The sequence below is a fragment of the Enterobacter sp. SORGH_AS_0287 genome (assembly GCF_031453695.1).
GTDB classification, from domain to species: domain Bacteria; phylum Pseudomonadota; class Gammaproteobacteria; order Enterobacterales; family Enterobacteriaceae; genus Enterobacter; species Enterobacter ludwigii.
This window is the reverse complement of sequence record NZ_JAVIZW010000002.1, coordinates 60,090-84,442: the sequence shown is the minus strand read 5'-3', so window position 1 is coordinate 84,442 and position 24,353 is coordinate 60,090. Positions and strand designations below refer to the sequence as shown.

Annotated in this window: 21 protein-coding genes and 2 pseudogenes; 7 read left to right on the top strand and 16 right to left on the bottom strand. The window is 47.3% G+C overall.

All coding sequences use genetic code 11. The features are described from left to right. Positions 1–81: 81 nt before the first annotated feature. From QE396_RS22945 to QE396_RS22915, 7 genes are all read right to left on the bottom strand, one after another. Positions 82–246, bottom strand: a complete 165-nt coding sequence (locus QE396_RS22945) for a YnfU family zinc-binding protein (protein ID WP_265095328.1) — start codon at positions 244–246, stop codon at positions 82–84. 63 nt (positions 247–309) lie between these two features. Further along, entirely contained in the window at positions 310–507 is a 198-nt protein-coding gene (locus QE396_RS22940) for a hypothetical protein (RefSeq protein WP_185791722.1), read from the bottom strand. Between the two features lie 567 nt (positions 508–1,074). Continuing rightward, positions 1,075–1,263 (bottom strand): hypothetical protein, encoded by a 189-nt coding sequence (locus tag QE396_RS22935; RefSeq protein WP_104440518.1) that lies wholly within the window; start codon positions 1,261–1,263, stop codon positions 1,075–1,077. 560 nt (positions 1,264–1,823) lie between these two features. Beyond that, on the bottom strand, positions 1,824–2,231 hold the full coding sequence (locus tag QE396_RS22930; RefSeq protein WP_104440516.1) for an NUDIX domain-containing protein: 408 nt from the start codon (positions 2,229–2,231) through the stop codon (positions 1,824–1,826). Between the two features lie 1,004 nt (positions 2,232–3,235). After that, positions 3,236–3,700: a PACE efflux transporter gene (locus tag QE396_RS22925; protein ID WP_185791721.1), complete on the bottom strand. Its 465-nt coding sequence runs from the start codon at positions 3,698–3,700 to the stop codon at positions 3,236–3,238. Positions 3,701–4,019: 319 nt separating this feature from the next. Further along, a complete protein-coding gene (locus tag QE396_RS22920; RefSeq protein ID WP_185791720.1) occupies positions 4,020–5,288 on the bottom strand; it encodes a Y-family DNA polymerase in 1,269 nt (422 codons plus the stop codon). A 2-nt stretch (positions 5,289–5,290) separates the two neighbouring features. Further along, on the bottom strand, positions 5,291–5,710 hold the full coding sequence (locus tag QE396_RS22915; RefSeq protein ID WP_104440513.1) for a translesion error-prone DNA polymerase V autoproteolytic subunit: 420 nt from the start codon (positions 5,708–5,710) through the stop codon (positions 5,291–5,293). A gap of 924 nt (positions 5,711–6,634) precedes the next feature. On the opposite strand from QE396_RS22915, the gene QE396_RS22910 reads away from it, so the two are divergent. Next, complete coding sequence (locus QE396_RS22910; protein WP_185791719.1) at positions 6,635–7,375, top strand: carbonic anhydrase; 741 nt, start codon at positions 6,635–6,637, stop codon at positions 7,373–7,375. Between the two features lie 813 nt (positions 7,376–8,188). On the opposite strand, the gene QE396_RS22905 is transcribed toward QE396_RS22910, so the two are convergent. After that, on the bottom strand, positions 8,189–8,674 hold the full coding sequence (locus QE396_RS22905; RefSeq protein ID WP_185791718.1) for a hypothetical protein: 486 nt from the start codon (positions 8,672–8,674) through the stop codon (positions 8,189–8,191). Between the two features lie 1,040 nt (positions 8,675–9,714). Here QE396_RS22905 and QE396_RS22900 point away from each other — a divergent pair. The 3 genes from QE396_RS22900 to QE396_RS22890 all read left to right on the top strand — a co-directional run bounded on the left by QE396_RS22900 (position 9,715) and on the right by QE396_RS22890 (position 12,101). Beyond that, on the top strand, positions 9,715–10,101 hold the full coding sequence (locus tag QE396_RS22900; RefSeq protein WP_185791717.1) for a DUF4354 family protein: 387 nt from the start codon (positions 9,715–9,717) through the stop codon (positions 10,099–10,101). A gap of 403 nt (positions 10,102–10,504) precedes the next feature. Beyond that, on the top strand, positions 10,505–10,879 hold the full coding sequence (locus tag QE396_RS22895; RefSeq protein WP_185791716.1) for a hypothetical protein: 375 nt from the start codon (positions 10,505–10,507) through the stop codon (positions 10,877–10,879). Between the two features lie 397 nt (positions 10,880–11,276). After that, on the top strand, positions 11,277–12,101 hold the full coding sequence (locus QE396_RS22890; protein WP_185791715.1) for a helix-turn-helix transcriptional regulator: 825 nt from the start codon (positions 11,277–11,279) through the stop codon (positions 12,099–12,101). A gap of 11 nt (positions 12,102–12,112) precedes the next feature. On the opposite strand, the pseudogene QE396_RS22885 reads toward QE396_RS22890, so the two are convergent. The 6 genes and pseudogenes from QE396_RS22885 to QE396_RS22860 all read right to left on the bottom strand — a co-directional run bounded on the left by QE396_RS22885 (position 12,113) and on the right by QE396_RS22860 (position 19,821). Continuing rightward, positions 12,113–12,442: pseudogene (locus QE396_RS22885) on the bottom strand (cyclophilin-like fold protein). A 440-nt stretch (positions 12,443–12,882) separates the two neighbouring features. Further along, positions 12,883–13,401 carry a DUF523 domain-containing protein gene (locus tag QE396_RS22880; RefSeq protein WP_185791713.1) on the bottom strand — a complete coding sequence of 173 codons (519 nt, stop codon included), beginning with the start codon at positions 13,399–13,401 and terminating at the stop codon, positions 12,883–12,885. 445 nt (positions 13,402–13,846) lie between these two features. Then, positions 13,847–14,596, bottom strand: coding sequence for a hypothetical protein (locus QE396_RS22875; RefSeq protein WP_185791712.1), 750 nt, complete (start codon positions 14,594–14,596; stop codon positions 13,847–13,849). 12 nt (positions 14,597–14,608) lie between these two features. Further along, a complete protein-coding gene (locus QE396_RS22870) occupies positions 14,609–18,646 on the bottom strand; it encodes a YadA-like family protein (RefSeq protein WP_309952808.1) in 4,038 nt (1,345 codons plus the stop codon). Between the two features lie 315 nt (positions 18,647–18,961). Beyond that, positions 18,962–19,012: pseudogene (locus tag QE396_RS23540) on the bottom strand (ESPR-type extended signal peptide-containing protein); the annotation flags it as partial. A gap of 212 nt (positions 19,013–19,224) precedes the next feature. Further along, the gene (locus QE396_RS22860; RefSeq protein ID WP_185791820.1) at positions 19,225–19,821 is read right to left on the bottom strand and encodes a hypothetical protein; all 597 of its coding nucleotides are present in this window, start codon (positions 19,819–19,821) and stop codon (positions 19,225–19,227) included. 346 nt (positions 19,822–20,167) lie between these two features. On the opposite strand from QE396_RS22860, the gene QE396_RS22855 reads away from it, so the two are divergent. Next, positions 20,168–21,007 carry a winged helix-turn-helix domain-containing protein gene (locus tag QE396_RS22855; RefSeq protein WP_185791819.1) on the top strand — a complete coding sequence of 280 codons (840 nt, stop codon included), beginning with the start codon at positions 20,168–20,170 and terminating at the stop codon, positions 21,005–21,007. After that, positions 20,980–21,480 (top strand): hypothetical protein, encoded by a 501-nt coding sequence (locus tag QE396_RS22850; protein WP_185791818.1) that lies wholly within the window; start codon positions 20,980–20,982, stop codon positions 21,478–21,480. Before QE396_RS22855 ends, QE396_RS22850 begins: the two co-directional genes overlap by 28 nt. A gap of 133 nt (positions 21,481–21,613) precedes the next feature. Here the strand turns inward: QE396_RS22850 and QE396_RS22845 are convergent, their stop codons facing one another. Next, on the bottom strand, positions 21,614–22,162 hold the full coding sequence (locus tag QE396_RS22845; RefSeq protein ID WP_309952803.1) for an ABATE domain-containing protein: 549 nt from the start codon (positions 22,160–22,162) through the stop codon (positions 21,614–21,616). Between the two features lie 128 nt (positions 22,163–22,290). On the opposite strand from QE396_RS22845, the gene QE396_RS22840 reads away from it, so the two are divergent. Continuing rightward, positions 22,291–23,217, top strand: coding sequence for an alpha/beta fold hydrolase (locus QE396_RS22840; RefSeq protein ID WP_185791816.1), 927 nt, complete (start codon positions 22,291–22,293; stop codon positions 23,215–23,217). Positions 23,218–23,431: 214 nt separating this feature from the next. Here the strand turns inward: QE396_RS22840 and QE396_RS22835 are convergent, their stop codons facing one another. Beyond that, positions 23,432–23,815: a hypothetical protein gene (locus QE396_RS22835; protein ID WP_104440682.1), complete on the bottom strand. Its 384-nt coding sequence runs from the start codon at positions 23,813–23,815 to the stop codon at positions 23,432–23,434. Positions 23,816–24,353 lie beyond the last annotated feature (538 nt).

Here is a 24,353-nt window from a genome sequence, read left to right as displayed (position 1 = left end):
TTTAACAGCTGCTGGTGAGAGTGATGATAGTAATTAACTCAGTATAGGCCATCTGTTTGAGTTACGACCTGAACGCCTGGGCTAGCGAGGTGCCACAAACAGGGCCTTGCATCCAGGACAGAGCAATGCCTGTTTTGAACGTATTCTGGAAATGGGGTGGGATGACTTTAATCCACATACGGGACAGGTGACATTTGACAAAAAGGTCCCCCTGAAGAACTTCATTGCGTAATCGGCAAAAGACATAATGTATTAACCTTTCAATGAATGTGCATCATCCTACCACAACTGTTTAAATTTCGAGCGTCATTATTTGTTCGCCACCGCATAGCGGATCGGCTGGGAATGCTCAACGCCCTGCGCTTCTTTAGTCGGTGTTGCAGCACAAATGGACTCCGCGATGTTACCGTCAATGGCGGGTGCTTTAAGATTGAGTAGTGGTGGGTTAACGCAGCCTTTTCCACTTTTAGGGCCGTCCGGGCGGAACGGATTAATGTAATCGGGCACATCATAAAAGGAACAAATTTCTTTATTGCAGAGCCCGGATGCCGGGTGCCTCCCGGTGAATTTGCCTCAGCCAGCAAACCCGCAAACGTTAGTATTGTGATGGCTGATTGCTCCGCCGCACAGGGGAATTCATCCGGGCAGCAAAATGGTTGTCCTCATTCTGCCCGCATAAAATAATTCACTACGATATGATTTGCACGATAATTACTTTTGTTAAGCCCTGCTTAAATAGACGAAATAAAATTAGCAGGCTTTAACTTATGATTCGAACACAAGATACTGCGCTCCGGGATGTTCAGGGTTTTCGCATGGAACTGACCCGATCTCTGGAGCATCTGACGATAACTTCGATTATTTATGCAGCTGTGTAATCAGGATAATATGTTGTTTGCAACAATATTCATTCTTTGACATATCCTCATTTGAGACAACTGAAAAGAAGGGGCCAACCTGTAGAACCCAGCCATAGAGTCAGCAGATGGCGCTATCTGTGCCCGGGATTGAGCTGAAGTAAACGCGCGTTCTCCAGTACGGCCTGACACGGAAGGGTAGGATTTTCGCTGTCACTCAGACTGGTTGCTTTAATGGGCCTTCAAGTACCTCGCTTTCACCATCATGGCAAATGTCGTCTCCCCGGGTTAAATGCCATACGCCAGTGAGCGTTTGACCCGTCTCCAGATCATATGTCGTGTCATTGGTATAATAGGCAACCTGCACAATACCGTTATGCTGGATCCAGTAGTAACCTTCTGTCATGTCCAAATCCTCTTCAGTTTTAAGGGAGTGTAGCGGATTTAACGCTCAGGACGTAAAAATTCGGGTGGCTGCACAATCAGTTATCTCCCCTCCAGCGACAACTCAGGCAGAGGGTTTGGCACGATACAAAGATATTAAAGGATGGATGATAAATACCAAAAAAAGACCAACGATGCGCTGTTGGTCAGGGTCATGCAGCTGTCTCTGCGATGTGGGAGAACCCCGACGACAATATAATTATTCTATCGAGAGCATTATCAAATGCTGAATATGAATATAGCTGTATAAGCAAAGACAAGCGAAGAACCACAGCCAGGATTTGTCCTAAAATATCTGTATTCTGCTTTATCAGGCGAATTCCGGGCCACTGCTCCCCTGCTGGCAGAACGTCGCCCTGGACTATCAAGGTTAACCCTATCCGAAAAAGCCGAAAAGAGCCGTAATCGACCTTAAAGATCAAGTACGCAGGCGAGATGCAGTTTTTATCGCTGCATATCACCTTCCCTCTTTCACGGCGCTTATACCTGCTCCTCTGTGTAACAGAAGCGGCCCGCACTTTTTTACCGGCTCTTCAGCAAAGGCAGAAGGTGATTTTCTGTAAGGGGGGCAAGTTTCAGGTGCTGAGGCTGGTCAGGCTGATACCAGATGACTTCTTCAATTTCTGCTGTCGGTTCAAAATCAGTTTTTTCTGTTGATATCGCGAAAATTTCGGCACATACCAGATGCCCGGGCTCATTTGCAGCGTGATCCCTGAAATGCCCCACCTTCACCAGTTCTTCAGGGGAAACAATAAAGTTCAGTTCTTCCTGAAGCTCACGCATAAGTGCCATTTCCGGAAGCTCACCGGCTTCCTGTTTCCCTCCTGGCTGCATGAAGTATGGCGTACCGCGTTTTCTGACCAGTAAACAACGTCCTTCGGCATCCGTAATAATGGCCGCAGCAATATGAATTTCACTTTGAGTTTTCACTACGCTTATATCCTTCAGATTAAGGTCATTCCCGGCTTAAAACTAACGACAGAATCTTCATCATTTCTGCGCGTCGTTAAGACAACATTACATCAGAATGGTCAGGTGAAATCACCTCAAAAGTCATCTCCCGTCACAGCGGATATCGTCCACGCACGTCCTTACTGTATGAAATGCAACCATAAAATGCACAAAGGCTGTAGCGTTAGGCCTTCGTTCAGCTGAACAGAAGCCGGACAAAGCCAGTGTCGTTAAATAAAATCAGCCCCTCATCACACACTCATCGTTCAGCAGGCAGCAGGGTTCAGCCAGAAATGAAAATTTTGTTTTTTTTCACTGATATAACCATGATGTTTTTACCTTAAGGCTGGCAAAATGCATTTCAACGTTAAAGCCTGATGCTAACAAACACGTATGGTCAGTGCGGGGCTATCTGATGATTTTTACCCCCTCCCCGGGAACGATGCTTAACCGTCGTGTCTGCGTGTCGTGATCCCCGTGTTTGCGATAATTACTGGACAGATGTCCGTCCCGGTCTGGATGACGATTTGCAAGCAGCCTGATGCAATAACGGAATTGCTGAAGCACAATGCAGGGTTACTTCTGTGATGCCCTTGTCAGGAAGCCACGCGAACGAGTCAATGGGCTAACGCTGCCTTTGACGACGATGGATGAAGGATATGACCCCCATTTTCTTCAGATGCCTGGGCCCCAAAGCGGTTTTAATTTGGCGAACAGTGCGGCCTGCCCTTAGTTGATATGCCACTTCTTAGCACAGACGCGAGTTATCTGAGCATTTCCGCTCCATTACTGGCAGGCAGTATATGCGGGTAGAGATGATCGGCATCTGATGATATCTGGCACAGTGTCTGAGGGTTAACGATTTACAACACAGAAGGTCCAGGCGACAGCCCTCGCTGACTCAACGATGAAAAGGGCTACTTGGCCTGAGATAAAACCGTAATGGCGGCCTCTTTAGCCCCTTCCCCACTACCAGCGATGATTCATGGCTGTCTGGCATCTTTCCCGGCAGTAATCACTTTTCGTCCTACGCAAACCCAACGCAGATAATCATAGATCCAGTTGAAGAGCATTGTATAGGGGAGAAAGAACAACACTAAGCCGATCTCGACAAAGAATGCCTCGACAATGGACAAATCAAGAATGTACATGGCAACCGGAAGTAACGCGACAATCAGTCCGGTCTCAAAGCCAACGGCATGCAGGGCTCGCATAACAAAAGTACGCCTAAAATGATATTTTTTTTGTAACTCATCAAAAATCTTATTAAAAATAAAATTCCACGTCGTAGCGGTGAGTGCCGAAATGACTGAAAGCGATCCTGATGTCAGGACCGAAACGTTCATAATCCAGGCCAGAGAAAAAGCAATAATGACGTTTGAAATGACTTCAAACAACACCGCATGAAATATTCTTTCTTTAACACTCTTATTTAGTTCAATTTCCATATACGTATCTACGCGTTTCAGTTGCGTTTATACTATCACTCACACTTCAATATTTCTTAAATCGTATGGCATTGTTGCCCGTGTACTTTATCCTGCCAACGCTAAATCTCATGGAATGGCAGTGACACGCACCATGTTACTGGCAACGGCCATCTGGCTATGTTTAAAGGGCAACGTTATGCCAAAAGACGTGTTCGCCGGCACAGGTACTTTTCTAAGTGCGGGACTGTCTACAGGATCCGCGCTCAGGAAACTCTCCGTGGTCACTAGATGTCATCTCGCTGAGATTCGTCAAACACCTGAGGGGCAGGACCAGGTTTTACCGGATAACGAGTAGATCCGAAAACCTTGTCGTATACCGGGGAGAAAGCATCTCGCGCTTCATCTGCCACGATGGGCGGGTCCCCTGGCCTGCAAAGTACAGTGTTCCTCTGCCGTCTCTGGTATTCAGTTGATCCATAACTGCCATTAACTTCTCGCTACCCGGACGCGGCGAGTTATCATCGAAAAGATTCAGCTGCGCGACACCCTGACTGAAAAAGTCACCCAGCATGACACCGGCTTTCTGATAGCGGTGCCCTTCCTTCCAGATTTTGTCCAGACATTTCACCGCAGCATGAATGATACCTCTGCTGTCCTGCGTTGGCGTAAGTAATTTTACAGAAGCGCTGTTACCATAATACAACTCGTTTAACGCAAACGGAGAGGTCTTCACAAAGACAGAAATGAAACGACAATACTGATGCTCTCCACGTAATTTCTCAGCCGCTCGCGCAGCATAGCTGCACACCGCCTGCCGCATTTCCTCGTAGTCAGTGATACGCTCACCAAAAGATCGTGAGCACACGATCTCCTGCTTCGTCGGAGCAAACTCTTCCAGTGCCAGGCAAGGCTCACCCCGGAGTTCGCGTACCGTTCGTTCCAGTACCACATTGAAATGTTTACGAATAGTCCAGGTACTTTGCTCAGCAAGATCCAGCGCCGTTTTGATGCCCATCGCATTGAGCTTTATACTGATCCGCCTGCCAACGCCCCAGACATCTTCCACCGGTACCAGGGCCAGCAGCCGGCGCTGGCGATCAACGTTTGAGAGATCCACAACTCCCCCAGTCTGCCGGTGCCATTTTTTGGCAGCATGATTGGCCAGCTTAGCTAACGTTTTTGTTTGCGCTATCCCGACACCGACCGTCAGGTGAGTATGCTTCAGCACCGTTGTGCGGATCTCTTTACCAAACTCGGTGAGGTCCCGACAGTTTCTTACGCCCGTCAGATCACAAAAAGCCTCGTCAATGCTGTAAATTTCGACGCGGGGACTCATTGCTTCCAGCGTCGTCATCACACGGTTCGACATATCAGCATACAGCTCATAGTTACTGCTGAAACAGACAACACCCACGCGCCTAAAGAGTTCCCTTTGCTTAAAGAACGGCTCCCCCATCTTTATACCGGCCGCTTTAGCCTCGGCCGATCTTGCAATAATACAACCATCATTATTGGACAGTACGACGACCGGACGTCCTCTCAGGTCTGGCCTGAAAACGGACTCGCATGATGCGTAAAATGAATTGACATCACAGAGCGCAAACACGGTCAGCTCGCCACTTTTACGATGAATGTCACGACACCAAACACATCGAGAGTATCCTCACTCCCCACCATGATCGGGCTGTAGGCGCTGTTCATTGGGATGAGTTGCACTGTTGGACGCAACTGAAGACGCTTTACCGTAAACTCGCCCTCCACTGCTGCGATTACGATGTCTCCGTGATCTGCTGTTCTGGCACTGTCCACGACCAGCAAATCACCATCGCTTATGCCTGCCTCAATCATCGAATCACCTGCAGCTTTAACAAAATACGTTGAGCTGGGATGTGACACCAGCAATTCATTGAGATCAATACGTTGTTCAACATAATCAGCCGCCGGGCTGGGAAATCCGCACGGCACCAGGTCGCTGAAAAGAGGAACAGCAATAATCTCGCGCAATTCTGCAGGCCTGTAAAACATCATTTTCGTCACCTGTATACTGTTTTTATATACAGTAGTTTCAATTCTGCATGCGCGCAATACGTGGGTTAAATGCTGTGTGTACAAAGCTTCACCGCTTCGCTTGTAAGTTTCTCTCCTGCTTCACATTATGAATTTTGTAAATTTCGCATTTACCACGCCATCTGATCAAAATGAAGTCAGGTTTACACGAGAACGTTTTTGAGGGCAGTTGATCACCTTTTAAATGGGCATCCCCTGCGAGGTACATTCCTCGGTCAGTCTGTGGGTGAAGTGCAGAAAACATGTGGGAGGCCGTACCCGGTCCGGGCAGCCTGTCGTCAGTGGTTGAGGTTAAGACAGCATGCATACATTTAAAATATCGCCTCTCGGATCGTCCTCCTGAGGTCAATGCCTGGAAGAAGAATGTCTCTGCCGGAAAAAGGAGATCACTTATTAATATTCCAGAATATCTGAACGTAAAAAGAACCATTATCATCCCAACATGATGAGTTATGAATAACAGGATTTCAGTATTTATTTGCTCAGGAAAAACGATATTGTCCGGATTATGTACAATTTGTTCCGGTTTAAGGCCTGAAGGAACGGCTTCACAGAAAAAGCATCATCACACAGAGTTGATAACACTCTATCACTGAAGTTGGGTTATTTATCCGCTCGCAACGGACGTGAATCTCGTTCCACTATAACGGCAAAGTCAAATACCATCAGTTAACACAAGAAATAATAGATTCGAATTTTAGTTACCCGGCTCTCCAGGTTAACAATGAAAGCAGTTGTAATTGTGTATTTTACTGATGTGGCCTGTATCAATTCGTGAAGAACCCGCTCGTGAATACCTATATAGTTTGCGTGGTTATGTATTCATTTACCTTTTGCAGGGTATCATCCATTTTTTTCGAGCAAATCAATCACCAGGAGCACATAATGAAACAACACCCGCCAGCTCAACTTTCACGACGAACAATACTGAAACAAACGTTTGTCATTTCTGCCCTGTCAGTCACAGGATTGGCAGCGTTATCTGTCCCTTCGGTCTCTTTTGCAACATCACTGAGCAAGGAAGAACGGGATAGTATGTCGCCAGACGCTGTGATCGACCATTTCAAGCAAGGTAACCTGCGATTCCGCGAAAATCGTCCGGCGAAACATGATTACCTGGCACAGAAGCGCAACAGTATTGCGGGTCAATATCCTACTGCCGTGATCCTTAGTTGCATTGATTCGCGCGCGCCAGCGGAAATTGTGCTGGATGCGGGGATCGGTGAAACATTTAATTCCCGCGTCGCGGGTAATATCAGTAATCGCGATATGCTGGGGAGCATGGAGTTTGCTTGTGCTATTGCGGGTGCGAAAGTGGTACTTGTCATGGGGCATACACGTTGTGGCGCGGTACGCGGGGCTATCGATAATGCCGAACTGGGTAACCTGACGGGCCTGCTGGATGAAATAAAACCCGCAATTGCGAAAACGGATTACAACGGAGAGCGTAAAGGGAGCAACTATGATTTTGTCGATGCGGTAGCCCGGAAAAATGTAGAACTGACCGTTGAAAATATACGCAAAAATAGCCCCATACTGAAACAACTGGAAGACCAGCAGAAAATTAAAATCGTTGGCAGTATGTATCATCTAACTGGCGGTAACGTTGAGTTTTTCGAAGTATAACAGCAGCATGTCGTATGTGAAAAACGCCTGTCATATATTAAGCGCCCTGAAAAATTGGCTCCCTGGCATGCCTGTCTGTTTCGGTAAATGCTGAGGTTTTCTCAACAATAAGACCGTTGGTTATCATGGCTTTTTAAGGGCTCCCCCCCTTGTCTCACATGCGACCAGGAGCTACGCCTGGACACAAATTCTCCGCGCTGTCGGCTGTGAGATCGTTCGTTAAGAAAGTACTTTCAGGTATAACCCGACCGGAACGCGTGAACGGCAGCAGCTCCTGCTCTCTGAAGATACGTTGATGATACCCCTGATCCGCAGCATAAGGACCTGCGGGGCACTGGGTATCCGGTATCAGCAAGACCTAACGGACAGCTCAGCAGACGGGTTTCTGAATTCACGCTCAGTATGGGGGGCCCGATCTGCCTGGGGCTTAACTCACGCTGAAAGCACATTTCGGTACGTATGCCATACGGTACGGTTACCGTTGCTGTGAAACCCCAGGGCGTTGTTCAAATGGCCTGCGTCGTCCGATGAAGGTGCAGGTTTTTTACCGTACCAACCGATTGGACCGGCAGCCAACGCGAGTAATTCCACGCGTTGTCGGGGATGTCACGGGGAAGCGACGCTGGAAGACGCGCTCAATATGCTGAAATCAGGGCGTTGTTGAACACACGTCTGGCTCCGGCCCGGACTGTAAAAGGGCGCGACAGGATGCCGGCGGTCAGTCTGCACATTTTAGTTTATTGATTTGCTGTCATCACAACTGCGGCAGAAGGGATTGCATATGTCGCGGGATAAATGGGAGCCCACGGTCATCTAATGTGCACACTCCTTTTTGATTTCATCTTCAATGACATTATCTGCTGCATGCTCAACGAGATGTTTGAATTTCCGTTTAAGCTCAATGCCAGAGGGAGTACAGCTTTCAGCATTAGCGATATCGACAGCTGCACTGTAGGCATTATAGCAACGATTCGCATCCACAACATGGATGGTACATTCCTTGAAGTAACTATAGGTAAAATCAGGGTGCAGTCTCATGTCCTTTATTTCAGGATTGTTTTTAATTGTTTCTATTATTTTCGGTAAGGCGATGTAATCCAGAATACCTACAAACAGAACCATGCAACCGATCATAACCTTGAATGACATAAGATTACGCTTAAAAAACGTCATTTGTGCAACCACCCTGATTTTCTTATCGTTCATCTCTGTTTTATTCATGCTATTAAAAACGGGGAGTTTCTCCATAACATTCAGCCGCGCTACGTTGAATTCATCAAAAGTGACAGTGTGCAACACGGGTCTTTCGTTCCAACTGAATGTTCAGTCACTTCAAATGTTCATTTAGTGCAACAGACCGGCACACGGATACTCAGAAAGAACCCCCAGTAAAAGCCCCTAATCCACTCACCCGCGCACAATAACCATAAATGAAGTTACCGTCTCTTTAAATTTTAATTTTTCGTCTGCAGAAATGGGGGAATGTTACCCTGTGGGGATAAATAGTGGCCATGTGTTTGTTGTTAATATGCGCAACATTTGTGTAAATTGTAAATCTGGCTCTATTGGCTTAAGAGTCCTCAAGCAGAAGCGTGAAGCAAGAGATCAGTTTGATAACTCACTTTTTGACGTGACGGCTTGTCTTGCCCCCAAACTCCCAGTGTATTATCGAGCACATACGGGATCACTGGCTCTCTGCATGAAACCGCAGCCACATCAGATAGATTTATTTAACCGGATAGTCGCAAGCGAAATACATACAGACAGACTGTATTGATGCTTCGCGCTTATCTCTTACGTGAGCATCTGAAGTCTGTCGTCTGCCATTTGCTATCTCACACATAGTGAGTCATTGTGCACGATATACTGCCGGGGTAGCGCGTCGTTCATTGCAGTTCCTCCGCACCCACACGGAAGTAACGTTGCCGCTAAATGGCGTCAAAATGAGCAAAAGATTACAATCTTATTCCTTGAGACATCCCCCTGCATGCGATTTCATTGCCGGTGCTGCCCACGAGGGAAACCAGCTTATCGGGAAAACATGGTTACCGAAGATTTAAATGCCTCAGGTTGTAAAGTATAAAGCAATACGGAACCGACACGATCAAAAAAACCACCTCTGAATGCTGTTTTACGATGTGAATGAGGACTGTTTACATTTACTTTTATGTTGCAATTATACGAAACCTGATGAACCGGTACCTGGACCTGACTAATCCGGTACGTACTGCACGATCCTCTCGGCCTTAGTTTTTAGGCGTTGACCTCTCGTTTATATCAATCCTGTAAATTGTCTCTTATCATGAAGCAGAACATGTCTCGTTAATAGGGAACGTAGAATGAAAAAAGTTATGTGTTGTGTTGGCTTGCTGTTTTCTTGTTCAGCAATGGCCTCAAATATTGCTGATGAAATTATTATCGAAGCAACACCGGCTTCTGAAGGGACCGTCGTTGTATACGGAAAAGCTCAATATCAAAAGACTTTTGATATTGTGGTTACGTCGAAAAGCAAAACACCACTCAATCTGGTAAAGAAAAATGGCTGCTACAAAGCTTTTGACACAAAGAACAATGAATTTAATGCAAGAACAATTCACTTATCTCTGCTTGGAGAGTTGACTAACGGGGCTGCTAAGGAAGGTTCAGTTACCTTCGTCAGTGATACCGATTCTGTGTATGGCGCGCAATTTGTTAAGTGGGACGCACAGTGTGGTAACTCTGACTAACCCCAGAACGTCATCCATGAATGATATTTGAATCTTTCTTCACAAGCCATTCTCTGACCTTGATATTTTACAGTTTAGAGGGTGGTGAGTTACGCAAACAGCAAACGAACCGAAACATATATTGTTCTCATTAAACTCTTGTCATATCAGCCATTTTCAATGATGCTATGAATTCGTCTGATACTGGCTTACAAGTCAGGATCTGTACAGATCGCATGAACTGATGGACAGAAAGAACATGTACTTCTCGCGAGCGTTCGTATCCTGAATACTCTTCTGTCCCTTTCATAAGGGTTACAACTATCATAAAGGGCAGCTGGCGATAGCATTCAGCATGGCACATAACGAATGACCTGCGTTGTGTCATGATAAGCGTGCGGAACAGATATCATAGGGTGGAAGTATGTTTATACGATGGACAGTAATTTTTTCGCTTGGTCTGCTGGCAGGCTGCGTTGATTTAGGTAAAGTTGGTTTACATCCACAACTTAAACAATTCTGGTTTTCGGCCAATATGGACAGTACTTACCGTTGCCTCGACGGTGAAGCCATGATCAATGGCTTGCGTCTTGAAGAGGATGATCCGCTCCCTGGTGGCAGCAGACGATTTAATCTGGAAGACAGGGATAGCCTAGTGGTGGCGTGGCTGGATATGACCCCTTTCGGTCAGTCAACGCATAAACAAACTTCGGTCGACCTTTTCTATGGCCGTAATGATCCGCAAACCGAGCAGCAGTTGATGGCGATGATGACTCAATGTAAAAAAACGCTGGATTGATTCACATACATCGCACTCTTTTAAGCTTTCTGAAATTTGCAGGGAATAACGCCATTAAGAGTGACACAGTAACAATACAATTTAACGACGGTTACTGCGTTTTCGCTGAGTGACATTACAGAATGTCCAGGCGAAAAATAATTTACCCAAACCAAGCTTTGCAAATTAACGAGAAAGATATCAGCCCCATTTCAAATAAGCCACAGTCATTTTTCTTGCTCCATCGTTACAGATAATTAATACACGCATGTCTTTTAAAATACGGGAACCCCTCTCGACGCTAAAAATAGCCACTCTCTGAAACCCCTTCAAAAAGGATGCTCCACACCATTCTTGATCATGCTGCAAAGGACGACTAAAATTAGCATAGCAAAGTTTTTAAGGGTAACAAAACGAGATGAAAGACAGTATCAGGCTATATATATTATCCTGGATTGAAAATAATAATTTTTCGATCTTACATATCGATGATCTTGTTAATGAAGTAGGTTATAGCAGAAGGACCATTGAAACATGGTTCAGGGAAAAATATAAAATGCCTCTCGGAGAATACATTCTGCGGCGGAGGTTAAGTCTGGCCGCAATTATGCTAAAAATGACATCTATTCCGGTTACGGATGTCGCTTATCTTTTGCACTATCATAGCAGTCAGGGTTTTTCCAGGGCATTTAAAAAATTGCTGGGGCTAACCCCCACTGAGTACAGGAGTGTTAAAGAATGGAACTTTGATATATTACAACCCTCTTTTTTATTAGAGGACTTTAAAATATCCGACATAACAGTATGTGAGTTAAATGAATCATTTACCTATGACAATGAGATTCTGGAACATGATCATCTTTTTGATACTTCAGTATATGATATTACAAAAAAAATAAAACAACTATTGATTGAAAATCACCCAAAAATTCACCAGCTCGCCCTTCTGCCTCGCCGCCCAGAACTGCTGGGGAAAAGCAGATCATATTTGGTGGAGGTTCAAATTTTCTACTCAGGAAATAGCAATAAAGCAGGAAACCTACAACGTCTATCCATTACAGGAAAAATTGCAAAAATGCGATTTGAGGGTTCCTGGGAAAGTTATAGCGCCTATAACAAAATTGCCTTTGTCAGGACAATGGTTAAGCATCGCTTAACGTTACGCGATGGAATACATGTAATGAAGTTTATCTCTTATAGCCCGAGCCATGTGAGCTTTGACATTTTCATTCCCATCTTATAACTCAGCCTGCCTCAGGAAAAAACTGACGTTGACCTCATTTTTCCCACAATACGACTCAATCCCTCAGTGCCTACGATTTTACCAATTAGTGAATAACTGTATGACGTTTTGAATGTCTCGTAAAAAAGCACTAATGTTTTATGGCCATAGAGCATGATATCGCCCCTGTGAATGATACCCGGGCTGCTGCTGGAAACGGGTAAGGTTTTAGAGAAATCACCAAATTTCTAATTTCCATTTAGTTCTTCCATTATCATCGTGAACGGCAGTTTGTCGAAAAATGCCCTCGCAGTAGGATTTTTTTCGAGACTAACCTGGAACGTTTTGTTATTGATGCGCATATAAACTTTCATCGTATTTCCTTCATCAGATTGCGCTGCCGCATCGGCAAATGCGGAGAAAGCACTCATGACAGAAAAGGTAAGTGAAAACAGAAATTTAATTTTCATAAAAGGCACTGTGAGCAGATTACGCGACATTTATTAAACATAGTCTGGCAGAGGATATCATTGCAATACCTCGTTCGGTTGTAAGACACTCTCACGCAGTAAAAGTATGGTCATAGATTAAGTTGGAGTGGCCACACAACAGTTGACAAATCCTGTCCTCACGACGAGGCCTGTTCGAAGGCCTCCGGACGGATGCCGCAATGAGCTGTTACCTGCCCCAGTGCTATAACGCGCAAGCGCTTTCGAAGGGTAACCTTTTTCGATGCAACAAACGTAGAAGATGCAAGGCAAACAAAATTTCGTGGCCCGTTAGCTCGTCCTTAGCGTATATATCAAGCTATTCTGGTTCCGATAAGCTTTCCTTCCCTGTGCTCAATCCAGTTAATAAGGTCTGCAATTTGCGTATCTGAAAACACCGCAATACCATGCTCTGAAAGTAGCGATGCCGCAACCCCCATACCCACCGTTTGTATTCCGCTAAAAGAACCATCATAAATAATATGACTACCACAAGTGGGACTGCCATCGGTTAATAGCGCAGCAGTACACCCCGCCTCCTGCGCTGTACGCAATGCCAACCAGGCAGCAAGCTGGTAGTGCTCCGTAACATCTTGTCCGGTAACGTCATATATTCTGGCTCTTCCATGCATGACATCTTTACCATCAGCAAACATAATTTCCGCCGGGGGGCGTGGTACAGGCAAACCTGCAGCCAGCTCCGGGCAGTGAATCACCAGTCTTTGTTCTTCGTGCCAGCGAGAAAGCTGAGCAATCATATGGGCTTTCTCTCGCCCGTTATAACGGACTTTGAAACCCATCAGGCAAGCACTGACCAGAATTTTATTTAGCATGACTACCTAATAGCGGAGATAAAGTGGTAGCAGGATTGTAGCATTTCCACTGCAAAATAAATCTGTTGAACCATAAGTGAGTATTTGATGTATCCCTCCATTTTGAAGATAACCTATTAAACTGTCCTGACGGCGTTGTATCGCGAAAGTTTCATGTAGGGGTGAAGGCCAGGCTGGAGTTAAGCGTGTAAACTGACCACAGGCGTCTTTCGAATGTCGTCCTGGGAAACAGCGCTTCACAGGGGCGTTTTAGCAATGATTCTTACTCCTGCAGATAACAGTCACTACCGAAAAACCCTGACTAAGCCGAGGAGTGTGACTGTCTGTCCCAGACAGCATCCTCTCTTATCTCTGGCATCATGTTTTATCGCGTTTTGATAAGGGTTAACCTTCCCGATAAGGTGAATAAAAAAAAGGGCCGCATGAGCGGCCCGAAATTTAGTGTCTAAAAGGGTTTTTGTTTTACAGTAAAGCGATAACTAAAACCTTTAATTTCCTCAGCACCTAACCACTGTGCTCCATTAAACAATACATGCATCCGACCATCTTTAATATAATACTGATAGATTGGCTCATTTGTGCCCGGTTGATTATATTCAGTCAGCCTAAATTTGGACTTCAGCGCCTGCTCGATCAACGATGGAGCGTAATTTTTAAACTTATCGCGTACCCGTTGTCGAAAGTCTTCTTCCGAAGAGTAATCAGAACGATGACTAACTTCGGCCACGAGGCTTGCCATATGGTCAATGACAGCTTTCACTACCGGAGTTTGCCGGTTCATTATTTCTGTCAGCTGGTCCGTATTATTAACGGTTTCCCCGCGTGCTTGTAAGGGTGAAGAAAGCGAAGCCACAAGCCAGGCTGCACAAGCCTGAACAAGCATGGTTTTGTCAGCGGTTGACACAAACCGGAAACCATCATCCATCTCTGCCAGTTTCTGGATATCCACGCCGCGTTCAGAAAACCAGCCGCGAAATTGGTCAGGACTAAGACGCCCCTCTGCGACTTCGCAGATCTTATCCATAACAGGAGCATTCCATTTGCTGGCAAAAACCGGGACTTCTCGGGCAATAACATCTTGCATTACCGGAAGTGAGGCAATATGAATGCCGTTTTTCTCCTCTGATTTTTTTGGGGTATCATCACATCCGAACAAAAATAGCGCGCTACATATTACTGGAATAAAGAATTTCATGTACGTCCCTACCTACCACTGGAAACCAATACCAACTGAACCGCCAAAATCGCTTTCTGTATTACCGCTGGCCTGCAGTTTTGTAATCCATCGTCCATTTTCAGAAATATGGGAGAGCCCAACAGCTATAGCAGAGGCATTGCCATAACTACTCACTGCCGCACCAAGAAGACTGGAATCCGGCTGATACGCCTGAGGTATCCCCGAAAGTGCCATGGCGGAGGCTATTCCGGCAGTAAGTTTATTTTCAACGCGCTCAATACGTTTATTTACCTTGTTAATCTCATGGTTCGTATAATTTTGCAGACTGGCAAAACCATCATTCATCTGCCCCACAGTAACGACATCAGAATTGTTCACACCACGGGCCACGTTGGTGATCCGCCGCTGATTAGTCGAAGAACCAACAGAAACCGTATTTTCTTCACTGGCGACAGAATCACTTCCCAGGGCCACCGCATTTTTCGCTGTAGCGTTGCTGCCATTGCCCAGCGCAAGTGACTGGCTCCCTTTGGCACTGCTACCATTTCCTAATGCAACGCTCTGCTCCCCCTGACTGGATGCACTGGAGCCTATTGCGACACCTGAAGTGCTCCCGGCACTGGCATTTGCCCCAAGTGCGATGGCGTCTTTACCATCGGCTTTCGGCTTTGATGCTGTATCTGAATTCATCGCTACCATTGAAGCGCTCCCCATTTCGACCTTGATGCTTTTAAGCTGCGCGACAGTTGCGGCATCATCATCGCTTATACCGTCACTCACACCGCTTATGCGACGGTTACCATCAGTGCCGTCCACAGAAACGGTCTTGCCGCCACTGTTGTGGGCTATCTCAACGACCGCATCCGACTTTTCTTGCTGCACCAGACCAGACTTTCCACTTATTACACCCACGACACTGTCTGAAAGTTGATTAATATCAGTGGTGTTTTTAGCGACCTGCGCGTTTATTTCATGAAGCTGGCTGCCATTCACCGCATCTGTGCTCGTGGCGCTCACTTCGCCATTAGCCACACCGGTAACCACCCGAGAACCTGCATTGCCCGCCACATTCAGAAGCTTGCCACCACTGTTACTTGCAATGGTAATAATGTCGCCCCCGGCCCCCAGTTGAACAAGACCATGGCTACCGGACATCAATCCATTAATAACATTACTGTTGTCAGTCACAGCCCCATCGAGGACATTGAGCGCATCACTCACGGTATGTTTGTTCTGACCCTGAACGGTAAATGTCGGTGCGATAAATCGGAAACCGCTGTTTCGCCGTGTATCATCACCGATATCGACTGACGATCCCCCCCCTAAAGCTTCCGCCAGTTGATTCATATGGGTATAACTCTGGAAAAGCTGGCTGCCAGTTACCGCCTCACTGCTGCCGGCGGCCAGGTTTGCATCCTTCACCCCGCTTAACGTACGCGCCCCGTCCGTGCCCGCCAGGCTGACCGACCGTCCCCCGCTGGCTGCGGCCACGGTGATCGCCCCGCTCGCCTCGTCCTGGCGCACCAGGCCCGTGGTACCGCTGTTCAGGCTGAGCTGCAGATCACCAATGTCCCGGGTGTTGCCCGTCACTGTCGTGTCCAGCGCCCGCAACGCATCACTCACGGTGTTCTGGCTGGTCCCCTGTACGGTGAAGGCCGGTGCCGTGAAGCTGCCGTCCGCATTCACCGCGGCCCCGCCTCCCAGGCTGGTCGCCAGCCCGCGTAGCTGCCCTCCCTGCTGCGCCAGCGTCGTCCCCTGGGCGGCAATGGTCGCGGTGTTGGCACCGATGGCCGTCCTGTTCGCGGCAATGTCGGCGGTATTCACGCCAATGGCATCGGCACTGGCCTTGACGGCGGTATTGGTGGCGAACAGCTGGCTGCCGGTCACCGCCTCACTGCTGCCGGCGGCCAGGTTTGCATCCTTCACCCCGCTTACCGTGCGCGTCCCGTCCGTGCCCGCCAGGCTGACCGACCGCCCCCCGCTGGCTGCGGCCACGGTGATCGCCCCGCTCGCCTCGTCCTGGCGCACCAGACCCGTGGTACCGCTGTTCAGGCTGAGCTGCAGATCACCAATGTCCCGGGTGTTGCCCGTCACTGTCGTGTCCAGCGCCCGCAGCGCATCACTCACGGTGTTCTGGCTGGTCCCCTGTACGGTGAAAGCCGGTGCCGAGAAGCTGCCGTCCGCATTCACCGCGGCCCCGCCTCCCAGGCTGGTCGCCAGTCCGCGGAGCTGCCCTTCCTGCTGCGCCAGTGTCGTGCCCTGGGCAGCAATGGTCGCGGTGTTGGTACCGATGGCCGTCCTGTTCGCGGCAATGTCGGCGGTATTCACGCCAATGGCATCGGCACTGGCCTTGACGGCGGTATTGGTGGCGAACAGCTGGCTGCCGGTCACCGCCTCACTGCTGCCGGCGGCCAGGTTTGCATCCTTCACCCCGCTTACCGTGCGCGTCCCGTCCGTGCCCGCCAGGCTGACCGACCGCCCCCCGCTGGCTGCGGCCACGGTGATCGCCCCGCTCGCCTCGTCCTGGCGCACCAGACCCGTGGTACCGCTGTTCAGGCTGAGCTGCAGATCACCAATGTCCCGGGTGTTGCCCGTCACTGTCGTGTCCAGCGCCCGCAGCGCATCACTCACGGTGTTCTGGCTGGTCCCCTGTACGGTGAAAGCCGGTGCCGAGAAGCTGCCGTCCGCATTCACCGCGGCCCCGCCTCCCAGACTGGTCGCCAGTCCGCGGAGCTGCCCTTCCTGCTGCGCCAGTGTCGTGCCCTGGGCAGCAATGGTCGCGGTGTTGGTACCGATGGCCGTCCTGTTCGCGGCAATGTCAGCGGTATTCAGGCCGATCGTCGATTGATTCGCGGCAATCGCTGCGGTATTGGTGCTTATCGCCGACTTGCTGGCGGTAATATCTTTGGTGTTGCCGGACATCGATGTGTCCAGCGCCCGCAGCGCATCACTTACGGTGCTCTGGCTGGTCCCCTGTACGGTGAAGGCCGGTGCCTTAAAACTGCCGTCCGCATTCACCGCGGCCCCGCCCCCCAGGCTGGTCGCCAGCCCGCGGAGCTGGCCCCCCTGCTGCGTCAGCGTCATGCCCTGAGCGGCAATGGTCGCGGTGTTGGTACCGATGGCCGTCCTGTTCGCGGCAATGTCAGCGGTATTCAGGCCGATCGCCGATTGATTCGCGGCAATCGCTGCGGTATTAGTGCTTATCGCCGACTTGCTGGCGGTAATATCTTTGGTGTTGCCGGACACCGATGTGTCCAGCGCCCGCAGCGCATCACTCACGGTACTCTGGCTGCCCCCCTGTACGGTGAAGACAGGCGACTTAAAGCTGCCGTCTGCATTCACCGCGGCCCCGCCCCCCAGGCTGGTCGCCAGCCCGCGGAGCTGCCCTCCCTGCTGCGCCAGCGTCGTGCCCTGGGCGGCAATGGTCGCGGTGTTAGTACCGATGGCCGTCCTGTTCGCAGCAATGTCGGCGGTATTCACGCCAATGGCATCGGCGCTGGCTTTGACGGCGGTATTGGTGGCGAACAGCTGGCTGCCGGTCACTGCCTCTGTGCTGCCTGCCTTCAAAACACCATCTGCCACGTTGGTAATTTTACGTTCTGCTCCTTGCGAGCCCACAGAAACTGTATTGGCAACATCTGCGACAGAACCAGCTCCCAGCGCCACGGCATTTTTCGCGCCGTTTTTTATAACGGCACCATCCCCCAGCGCTACTGAACTATCAGCTTCAGTACCAATCTTTACGTTGTGACCAACCCCTACCGCCATTGCAGAATCGACATAAGTGGACTCATCTCTGTTAAAATCGGTGTCAGTTTTTCCAGCCTGTGTGGCCGCACTACCAATAGCAATTGAGCCCTGTTTCCCAGCGTAGGCCGAATAACCCATTGCTACAGCACCGTTTCCATCCGCAGTAGAACTTGCACCATAGCTAAGTGCTCCCATTCCTCTTGAGGCTGACCATGCACCTAAAGCCATAGCACTTACCGAATCGGCAGCGACATAGGCACCAGGTCCAAGTGCCAGAGCGGTGCGTGACAAAGTGGTAGCAACTTGACCAATAGCCATACTGCCCACCAAGTTGGCAACAGTATATTCGCCAATGGCCATTGATCCTGAACCTGAAGTACTATGGTTGCCTATATTTAAACCTCTTAAAGCAGTCGGTTGGGGCAGAGTTTTGTCATATCCAAACCCCAATCCCGTGCGTCGTTCTGCAGCATTCGTCAATACATTCCAGGTTCCTTCGATGGCCGCTTCATTACCTAATTTAATATCTGCATCTTCAGCAGCAATTACTGCATCAGAACAGATTGTAAGTGTCATTAGCAGCAGCACGCTCTTGCTTGCTTTTGATTTACCTTTAGCAAACTCAAAAACAGCAATAAATGACTGCGTTACTTCACTCCATATTACCTTATAAGTTTTATTCATTTTACCTTCCTAGCTTTGACTAAACAATTTGCTGCTCTAAAACTTCCATGCATAATTCATAGCAGTGACGGCATGCTTATGCCGAAATGTTTCTTATTATTCAAGTTAAATAACGGCAGAAAGGTGGATGTATTCAAACCACTGTTAATTTAAAATTAGCATTTTAAAATCTGACAGCAGCATCAAGATTCTTCTCCCCACCCAGCCCTCTTTTATAAAATTACTCTCCCGGCCTTCTGTAGTGAGAACATAAGATAAAAAAAATAAACAATTTGAACTTGAGTGGCTTTATTGAATCCATATAAACCCATTTTTTTTGACAGAGTACAGAGCCTGCCGCTAATTGTTTTCTCAGATGAATTAAGCTGTTTAGCCAATTCACGACTGGATACCCCCCTCATAAGATGAATGATTATATCCCAATCGGAAGCCTTGACTTTTCCCTGTTCAACTCTCATTACTCCTGACGAAGTTAATAAGCATTTTCTTATTGTTTTTATAAATCTAAGCAACTCCATCTTACCAGGCAGGATAAAAATCCCGCATGCGTAAAAGACACGAATACGAGACAACCATTGCACTGGTTCAATGAAAATCGACACACATCTTTTCTTCATAATTTCTTTCAGAACTCTGAGCAAGAGATCCTTGCATCCTATATTAAGCACTACAACCGCTTCATCAAAATAATTATCTTCATGTCCTTGAGCGATCATTAATCCTGATTCAGGTGTCACAACCACACAGTTCGTGACATCTAAAAATGCTGCACCATAGAAATGATTATCACTGACAACAACCATTTTCATTTATCTCTGCCCCTTCGATATACAAATATGACACATCAATGACTGCCTGGTTTTAGTTATGCTAGCTTCAAATCATTAATTTAAGAAAATGAAAAAACCATCAACCATAAAAAATGAGAATCTGAAATATCCGTTACGAGAGAAATGAATGAAACAAATATTTAACATTTCCGTTCACTTTATCACCACTAGTGATACATAATCGGTTAAGAATCTTAACAAAATTACTTAAACCGTCTATTTTTCATGAAGTTACGATAACCCTTGCGTAAGTATTTTCCTACGATTAATCTGAATGTTGATGCTAATCAAAACTCTATTTTCAACTTCATAGTTCGGGGTTAACATGAATATTAAAGCGGGTGGACATGAAACTCAGGTTACCTTTTACAAAATAGAAGAGGAAATCCTCTTCTTTCCAGCCGAACACAGGCTATACAATGAAATAAGCGGGGTGTCGGTGACGTTGTTAACGACAGCATCCGAATGCCTTCAGGTTCTGATTGACGATCAAGGTAAAATAGTTTCAAGAGAAGAAATTAAGGAACGGGTATGGGGAAAAAGAGGAGTGATTGTAAGTTGTAATACGTTCTATCAAACCATGCTCAACCTCAGAAGAGGTCTAGAGAAAGCAGGTGCGCGAAATCACATTATATCCACTTACTATGGTAAAGGGGTATCTGTTGAAAATCACATTAATATTGTTCCAGGGGAAGGCCATCTCGAACATTGCTTAAGTGCGTCATCTGATGAAACTGAGTTAATTACACACGTGACAAATGATGTCCAGCAACGTAGTACTGAACTTCAACATGAACCAACGGTAAACAACATTAATTTTTTTAATTTTATACAACACCCTTTAGTCTTGTTTTTGGGAAACCTTGTCTTTATCATGTCTTCTATACAAATATTTTATACTGGAAAACATTTACACCAAGAGAACTATTTTAGTCACTACTCCAGGTCAGATATGAAAGTGAAAAACTGTGACGTATTTATTGATGAGGCGAAACTCGATAAAAATGAGCTTAACCGTTTTCTCATCCAGAATGAACTTGATTGCAAGGATGATGAGAGGTTGTTTTTCTCATCTATTTATCCAGTACAACGAATGTCCATAATTCGTTGCAATGGAGACTTTTCTCAGGAGGACATGTGCGAGTCAGATTATTACCTGAATTAAAAAAAATATTACAAATCTCAGCAATATCAATGTTCGCTATTTTTCTTGGGCTTTCATTCTATAACTGGTTGAAATGGAGGGAGCTTCACTCAGCTCCTTCGTCGTGTGAAGCGGTTATAAATGTACATAAGGACAGGCAGCAGCTCTCTATTCGGTTGAAATATGCATTTCTTCAAGAGGAAGGGTCTGCAACATTATCCGGTATACTGCTAAATGATGGTGAAGCTGCCGCACAAGTTAGTCGCCAGATTTTCTTTAACTATAAGCATGTTAATGAAGCCGTTTACCTGGAAAATCAAAAAACCGCAATATCTATGCAGGACACGGCAGGTTACGATGGGTTAAGAAAATTGCTTCCCGCCTTCTATATGAAATCAGGGGAACGTACCAGTTTTCTGATATACCCACAAAATCCGGATGGATATGTCTTTGTCAAAGACTTTATCCCCGCATTCTATTGCGCTAAGCAATAACAACTAAGACATAAACTTGTTGATACAGAGATCATAGTCAGACAGGAAGTGCGGCTAATTTAATGAAAGAAACAATAAACGTTATAACAAAATGGCCGGCGCGGAAGTACAGCACAGGGCTGGCGCACCAGCTCTATGAAGTTTTCTTTCTCGAACGAAAAGCCGCTACTTTCATGCGATTGCCACAGGTTGCCATGCTGCACCAGCGTCGGCGATGGGATTTACTTAGGTCGTGAAAAAGCAGAATACAGTCAGGAGCCTCGCATTTGCGAACGAATTCGAACTTATCGCTGATAACCAGACTGATTAAAGCATCGGCAATCGGCCAGAGAAGACCAGACGGGTTTCCGGCACTTTGATAAATGGCAATGCGGAATTGTTGCTTGTTGCCGTCCCATTCAAGTTTCCTGAGAGGGCGACCCACTTCAAGCACTCGATTGATTACACTCAGATCTACCGGAACCCTGTTCATGGCAGCATTCACAACGTTTCTTGCAGTGTCGCGAAGTTCACGCGCCTCAGTAAGCAATCCGCCGGGAAGTTGCTGCTCCTCAATGTCAGCCAACAGCCCGACTCTTATCAACCAGCCTGTGACGCTTTGATCATCGATAAAACAGTCATGGCGTTTACCATCCACAACATATTCGCTGTTGATGAAATCGAGGGCCAGATTATCACCCACTAACGGGGCACCGGAAAAAGCGTTTTCAGAACTCATGATGTTATGTAACCCAAAAATATTTACTTGTCAGGTTACCAAAAAGCCATGTAACCCTCAAACTAACTTATAAATGGTTACTTGAGGTTATCATGACGGCTTCTACATCAATCTCCGCTGCGGCACTTTCAGCTTCTTTGCGTGACGGCACTGTCATCAATCATGTTCATTACCGCTATGAACAGGTAGATAACGTGAAGATTTTCTACCGGGAAGCCGGTAATCCAGAAGCGCCCACATTATTGCTGCTTCACGGCTTTGCGGCCTCATCATTCATGTTCCGCGACCTTATACCCGCACTTGCCGATAGCTATCACGTTATTGCACCAGATCTGCCGGCATTCGGCTTTACTGTAGCCCCTGAAAAAGGTGAGTACCCCTATACTTTCAACCAGCTGGCGAAAACTATTGAGCAGTTCACCGAACAACTTAAGCTCAATACCTTCGCACTTATGGTTCACGACTATGGTGCCCCGGTAGGCTGGCGTCTCGCTGTTTCACATCCGGAGCGTGTGACAGCCATCATTTCCCAGAACGGCAACGCATATGAGGAAGGACTGGGAGAAAGCTGGGCACCCATTCAGAGATACTGGCACGAACCTACAGAACAGAATCGAAATGCACTGCATGACTTTCCAACACCGGCCTCCATTAAATGGCAATATCTGGAGGGTGTAGCCGACAAGAGTTCGGTTTCACCAGACGGGTACACCCTTGAAGGGCTACAAATCTTGCGACCGGGAAATGCGGATATTCAACTCGACCTGGTACTGGATTACGCCACGAATGTGGCAATGTATCCTGTTTTCCAGGAATACTTCCGTGAGTCACAGCCCCCTCTGCTGGTAGTTTGGGGAAAGAACGATCCTTTTTTCCTTCCAGCAGGCGCGCAGGCATGGAAACGCGACCTTCCTGATGCTGACATTCGTTTCTATGACACCGGACACTTCGCGCTGGAAACCCATAGCAAGGAAATCATTCCTGCTATCCGTGAGTTTCTGAAAAAGAATATTATGTAGAGAGGACGCAGGGAACACTGCCAGGGCTCTGGCTCAGAGCGGTTGATTACGCAAAGGTGTTCCCGGTCTACGCCATCTGACGGGAATTTCATTACGTTTCTCCAAGCCAGAAGAAGGCCAGAAGGACTGATATTATGCCTGATAGCCTGTTCGGCTGCCTCCCGGCAAGATTTGAGTCGGATGATATGTATGACCTGTCCGGCAGACGTTCAGCTTAGTTGCAACGTGTAGTTGAGCCAACCACGTTACATTTAGTTATATTGCCGTGACCGTCATTAATGTAGGTGGTATTGCCTATAGTTTTTATTGTGCTGCCATCGCTGCCAACGATCGTGCTACCGACCTTGTTGTATGTCGTGGTATTGCCGTGGCGATCCCTGACATAGGTCGTGCTGCCGACCTTTTTCATCGTGCTCCCGTCGCTTCCAACAATCGTGCTACCGACCTTGTTGTATGTCGTGGTATTACCGTGGTCATCCCTGACATAGGTCGTGCTGCCAATTTTTTTTGTACTGCTCCCGCCGCTGCCGTAAGTCGTAGCGCTGGCTGCGCCAGTCACCAGTGCCAGGGCTGCAATAATCGTTTTAAATAACGTCATTTTTTATTCCTGTTTCCAATACTTGAGAGCGCAAAATGCCCCGCCAGGATAGCGTTATGCGTTCGGATCCGTGCCATGAACCAACACCACACAGGCGATGACAGCCAGCACGATGGCGATAAACAACTATTTTATCAGAATTTCCGCCCTTCCCGGCGTTTGACTCACGCACCATTTTGAAGAGCCACCGCCTTGCCTCAATTACCTTGCTTTTAAACATCACGCCTGGCGCTATAACAGGGGCAAAATGTACGGTCATCGTTTCAGGAATAACCCCCCTCTGCCCGGCATCCCCTTACATCTCACCCCGCACTTCCCCTTCTACATGAATTATGTGCGATGGAACGAAGTGAGTGAAAAGCAGACTTACTGATTTAACAAGCCCCTGCTTTTTTGAAGTCAATACCATGACTCCAGTCCATCGTGTTCTTTCCTTACTGCGATAACAGAGTAAGAAATCCCTGCTCTCCCGGAGAGGTTGTTTTTTTGTCATCTACAATGAAAGCCCTTAAACAACCTCATAACCCTCATTGACCTT